Source organism: Pseudomonas sp. TWI929, from assembly GCF_039673335.1.
Lineage (GTDB): Bacteria > Pseudomonadota > Gammaproteobacteria > Pseudomonadales > Pseudomonadaceae > Aquipseudomonas.
Map to the genome: position 1 here is coordinate 1 of NZ_JBDJLK010000155.1, position 5,394 is coordinate 5,394.

Sequence of the window (5,394 nt, forward strand, 5' to 3'; positions counted from 1 at the left end):
GCTGCGAAGCAGCCCCGGCAATTTGTGCATCTGTGCTGAAACCCTGGGGCTGCGTTGCAGCCCATCGCGACACAAGGCCGCTCCTACAAGGGCCAGTGCTGGCCAGGAGAGTTATGCAAGACAGAATCTCCCACAGTGTGCAGCGTTGCAGCTGTAATGAATGCCAGGCGAAAAAAAGGGCCCGCAAGGGCCCCGTAGAGGTAAGTGGCTAGCGCGCTCAGGTGTTCTCGAGCTTGCGCGGCGCCATGAAGTACATCCACACCAGCGCCAGGAAGTACATGGCCGGGATCATGGTGAACAACACGGCATAGTTGTTGTTGGTGGCGGTCAGCACGCTGCCGACGATCTGCGTCATGAACATCCCGCCAATCGCTGCACACATGCTGCCGAAACCGAATACCGTGCTCACCAGGTGCTTGGGCGTGTAGTCCATTACCAGGCTCCAGATATTTGCCGTCCACGCCTGGTGTGCGCCCACCGCCAGCGAGATGGCCGCCACTGCGACCCACAGGCCACTGGCGTTGGCGGCAAAGATGACGCTGACCATGGTGCAGGCGAAAATCAGCATCGACACCAGCCGCGCAGTGGTGGCCCGCACGCCACGGCCGATCAGCCACGACGACAGGATGCCGCCACCAATGCTGCCGAAGTCTGCAGTCAGCCAGATGATGATCAGCGGGATGCCCATCTGCGTCACGTTGATGCCCAGGCTGTACTGCTGGTTGAGGAACGGCGGCAGCCAGTACAGGTAGAACCAGAACACCGGTGCGGTAATCGCATAGGCCACCGCAAATGCCCAAGTGCCACGCAGGCGCAGGATACGGCTGAACGGTACGCGGGTCGGTTCGGGTTCGTCGTCCTGCTGGATGTACTGCACTTCGCTCTGGCGCACGCTGGGGTGGTCTTCTGGGTTGTAGTACTTCAACACCCACAGCACCACCCACACCAGGCCCAGGCTGCCCATGGCGATGAACGCGGCCTGCCAACCCCATACGGCCAGGATCAGCGGCAACAGCGCCGGGGTGACCATGGCGCCGACGTTGGTGCCGGCATTGAACAAACCGGTGGCAATCGCCCGCTCACCCGCCGGGAACCACAGGCGCACAGTCTTGACGCAGGCCGGGTAGTTGGCAGCCTCGGTCAGGCCAAGGATGAAGCGGCAGACCATGAAGCCGGCCGCCGAAGTGGCCAGGCCATGAGCGCCGGTGGCCAGGCTCCACAGCAGCACGGCAAAGAAGAACGCGCGTTTTACCCCGACCTTGTCGATCAGCCGACCTTGCAGCAAGAAGCCGATCGCATAGCCGACCTGGAACCAGAAGTTGATGTTGGCGTAGTCCATCGCCGTCCAGCTCATTTCCTTGGCCAGGACGGGTTGCATGATGCCGAGAGCGGCGCGGTCGATGTAGTTCAGGGTAGTGGCGAAGAATACCAGGGCGAGCATGCCCCAACGGGTCTTGCCGACGCCGAAGGCGGCTCGAAGCTTGTCGCCGATCGAACCCTGGGACATCCGGGGCGCGGCGGGGGTGATCTTGGAGTGGTTCATAGACTGCTCGTTTCTTGAAATTGTATTCAGCTGCGGTGCTTCGGGTACGTGACCGGTTCCCAGGCAGGGGGGGCACGCAAGGCCGGTGCATGGTGAGCAGTGAAGGCGGCAGCGTCAATTCAAGAGACGGGCTACTGTTCGATTATCGAACGGTTGCGTTGGCCTGTGGGCGCGGCGGGGATTCACGTTAATAAAGGGTAGAAGGATTTGACCCTTGTTGCCTGATGGTGCAGGACGGGGAGGGTAGGGAAAGCGGTGGCCGATGTTCTGGGCGGGGTATTGGCTGCTGGCTAAAGGTCTGGTTTGTGCGCGCAAACAGACCATGCAGTTGCCCAGCTTTCCACCTCGTTGCGGCCATATTGCTTAATCCACAGGCGCACGGTTTTGTGCAGGGTGCTTTTGGCTTCTACGACTTCACCGGTGTGCGGGTTTTTATAGTATTTGCTTTGCCGCGTTCTGTAACGTGGGGGGGGTGCGAGGGGGCGCCATTGCTGATCGATATCGCTGTACTTGTTCTTGCACTCGTTTTCGAAAATGGTCAGTACGTTTGCCAGGTCGAATTGGTATTCGGCAAGTAGGTCGTGGAGCTTGCTTTCGAATTCGAGTTCACGTCTAAAATGGGGGTCGATTTCTATGAAGTGGAGTTCGGATTTTTTTGTAGCCAGTAGCCATTCCAGAGCGCGAAATTCGGCGAGGCGGGACATAGGGTTTCTCCAATGCTTGATGGGATTAGTGTTAGCGCCCGCTGCGCAGCAATGCAAGCGGAGAAATAATTTGAGAAATTTATCAGGTTGATCGTGATGGGTTGGTCGTTTGTGAGGCTGTTTGTACTTGTGTTGTTTGTGTAAGTAAATTCCTACGCTGGATGAGTTAATAATTTCAACAAATTTCAATGGGTTTTCGTGCTTGTGAAAGCCGGTTCGCGATTTGAGCCGCGGAACGACCCAGATCGCGAGCCGGACAGGCTTTAGTATCAACTATTTGCTGTTAATCAACGAGCCAACCTGGGTCCCCTTCGATTAGCGTTCCTCCGTGGCTGGTGGTGTCTCCCTCCCTTGCTGCGGGTTGGCCCTCGATGATTGTGCAGGCAGCCCCTGTTTCGATTACGGCGCCGCAACTGATGCGGTCGCCTACGCGCGCTACAGCCCTGCCATCCACGAATGTTGCGCTAGCGCCGGTTTCCACTTCGCCTTCGCCATGTATCGGGCAGCTATGACGATGGCCCACGAGTACGATGGGTTTCATTTGCGCTTCCTTTTGCTTGGTTGAACAGGTGCCACTTCGAAGGCTGCTGGCGGCGGCGGTGCTGCGCGAACGTTGAACAGCCGGCAGACGCCATACCAGCAGATGGCAAGTTTGAGGTTATAGGGGTACAGCACGGCCCAGAACGGCAGTTGCCAGTTCTTTTTGCCCTGCATTTCACCCGGTTCGCCGGTGCGCCAGGGGGCGTAGTGGCGCCAGGCTTCGGCCGGGGTCAGGCAGATGGCGTGAAGTGGCCGGTGCCACCAGTTGGGTTCGCCGGGCGGTGGCAGTTTGTCCGGGCCATGCTCCATGAAATGGCGGAGGTATTCCCAGACTTCGGCAACGTGTTTGACGCCGGGTTCGGTGGGTTCGTTGCTGTCGACCCAGAGGCAGTCTTTCTGGTGGAGGCTGCCATCAGCTCGGCGAGGAGCGAAGGCGAGGGCGTAGCTGGTGCTGAAAGATGAGCCTCCGAATTCGGTGCGCTTGAAGATGCCTCCGCCGGTATTGTTCCAGTCAAAAACGAATAGTTTGCTCAATCGTTGATAGTAAATTTTTTTGGATGTTCGGTTGAGGCAGATGCTTGATAGTTTTTTTATGAAATATATTCGATAGGCTAGGAATGGAAGGAAAATGAGAGGTGCGAGCACTGTTCCGGCGATCAAGATGGGACTGAATGTGTAGGGGTCCCAGGCTTCGCTGGATAATAAATAAGGGTAGGCGCCAATCATCAGTGCGATAATCATTGCGCAATAGAGTTTCCCCATAAAAACTGAGTCTGTAACCCAGGGGTTTCGCAGGCATAAAGTATTTTCTGATAAATTTAATAGCTGCCCGCTAATTGCGGGTTTATGTCCTGAGTTTGATGTTGTATTGAATAACCAGATAGTTGACAAATTTAGCGCTCCAGGCGAAATATTGACTGTGTTTCATTGTCTTCGTCCAGTCCTTGGTTGGCACTGTAGGCTAGATGCAATGAGATATTACTTTGGTTGGATAGGGGGTTCTCGAAGTGCAGGACCAAACCGGCAGCTACAAGTTGGCCAGTGGGGGCGATTGGGAATACATCCATTCCTTGAGCGTCACGAAACGTGCTTAAGCTTCCTGACCATTCGCTTACTCCCAATACGAAACCTGGCAGCAGCACTGTAAATTCGGCTGTTGGCTGACGTGTGGCTACTTCGTTGCGCGTGATGGCAGTCCAGTTTGGCGGTGCCCAATGATTATTATCGTGCCATCGGGTATCTACATTTCTGATACCGAGTGATAGGGCCTGTTCGGCTGAAAGTAGTTTTGGTCCGTAATGTTCGTTGTGCCAGGCTTTGATCTCTGCATGTAACGAAGGGAATGCAGGCAGCTTTTTTTCATGGTCCAGGAGAATTTCAGGGCGGATCTCGCCATCATTATTGCGATTGCCGAAAATACCGCGGGCTGCCCAAAATTCAATAGGGCTGTGGAGGTGTTCGTGGGCTTTGGCATGTAGGTAAAGCCCACCAGCAATGATTGCAACCCCTACGAGTACAAGCGCTGCTGCGGCCCATCCGGCAAAGGGCACTAGCGTTGTGACGCCCGCAACTGCAAGTCCAGCTTCAAGGACGACAACAGACCCGACAGCCATGGTCAAACCACCCGTCATCGTGTAGTCGGCAGCTGATCGACTGCCGTTTGCGCTCTGACGTATTGCTTTGGAGATATCAGAGAACAGGCTAAATGCGATTGCTGAGTATCCCGCTAAACGCGCGTAGAGATTACTGCTTAAGAACTTGATAACCCCATTGCCAAAAGCCATCCCTGGTGCTGTTGAACTCAACCTCAGCATCACGGCTTTCTGCGTTGCGCGCACGCTCACCAGCGTCGCCGATGCCGCACCGATTACCCCGAAGATCGATGATGCGAACCCCATCGTGTATTCCGGTGCATCGCTCTGCTGCAGGCTGTTGTAGGCGGTCTTGAGTGAGATCACGTTGAACCACAGCATGCCCGCGTTCAAACCGCTGCCACTGCCCGATGTCAGCAACCCGAGGAAGTTGGGCTTCACGCGCGCGGTGGTGGTCAGTTCGATGGACACCGTCCGGCTTCCGGAGATACGCAGTTCTTTCATCTCCTCAACCTGCGCCATGCCGCTCTTCAAATACTTCTGTACCTCCTCGCTGAAGGGGTTTTCCGCGATGGCCTGCTCGGTGATGCGGTAGCGCGCCGCCAGCAGCCCCAATGCTTTCTCGGCATTGCCCTCACGCGCCGCCAACATCACCTGCTGACGCAGGCCATGACTGGCATCCCACCTTGTCTGCCCACGCAGGCGCCTGAGCACCACGGTATTGACCGACTGGGCGGTGAGGTCGGTAATGCCTGCCATGGCCGGAAAACGGCCGGCCAACCCTTCGATCACGTTGTCGCTGGCGCCGAACAGGCTGCCGATCGCATCGGCCTTGTCCTTGAACGGGTTGAACGGTGCCAGGGCGGTGTACAGCGGGCTGTCGTGCTGATCCAGCCACTGCTCAAGGCGTTTTAGGCGCGGGTCCTGTGCTTCGGTGCCGGGCGTCGGCTGGCCCATCGGCTGAATCAGCAGCGCCAATGAAATCTCCAGGCCGCGGGCCGAAGCGATTTCGTCG

Annotated in this window: 4 protein-coding genes and 1 pseudogene; all 5 read right to left on the reverse strand. The window is 56.8% G+C overall.

Annotated features, from left to right (window positions below; translation table 11 throughout):
* Positions 1 to 217: 217 nt before the first annotated feature.
* Positions 218 to 1,543, reverse strand: a complete 1,326-nt coding sequence (locus tag ABE456_RS28115) for an MFS transporter (RefSeq protein WP_346646844.1) — start codon at positions 1,541 to 1,543, stop codon at positions 218 to 220.
* A 290-nt stretch (positions 1,544 to 1,833) separates the two neighbouring features.
* Positions 1,834 to 2,247, reverse strand: coding sequence for a histone-like nucleoid-structuring protein, MvaT/MvaU family (locus ABE456_RS28120; RefSeq protein WP_346646845.1), 414 nt, complete (start codon positions 2,245 to 2,247; stop codon positions 1,834 to 1,836).
* A gap of 283 nt (positions 2,248 to 2,530) precedes the next feature.
* On the reverse strand, positions 2,531 to 2,788 hold the full coding sequence (locus ABE456_RS28125; RefSeq protein WP_346646846.1) for a PAAR domain-containing protein: 258 nt from the start codon (positions 2,786 to 2,788) through the stop codon (positions 2,531 to 2,533).
* On the reverse strand, positions 2,785 to 3,678 hold the full coding sequence (locus ABE456_RS28130) for a DUF6708 domain-containing protein (RefSeq protein WP_346646847.1): 894 nt from the start codon (positions 3,676 to 3,678) through the stop codon (positions 2,785 to 2,787). The genes ABE456_RS28125 and ABE456_RS28130 overlap by 4 nt, the downstream gene beginning before the upstream one ends.
* A 2-nt stretch (positions 3,679 to 3,680) precedes the next feature.
* A pseudogene (locus ABE456_RS28135) lies at positions 3,681 to 5,394 on the reverse strand (hypothetical protein); the annotation flags it as partial.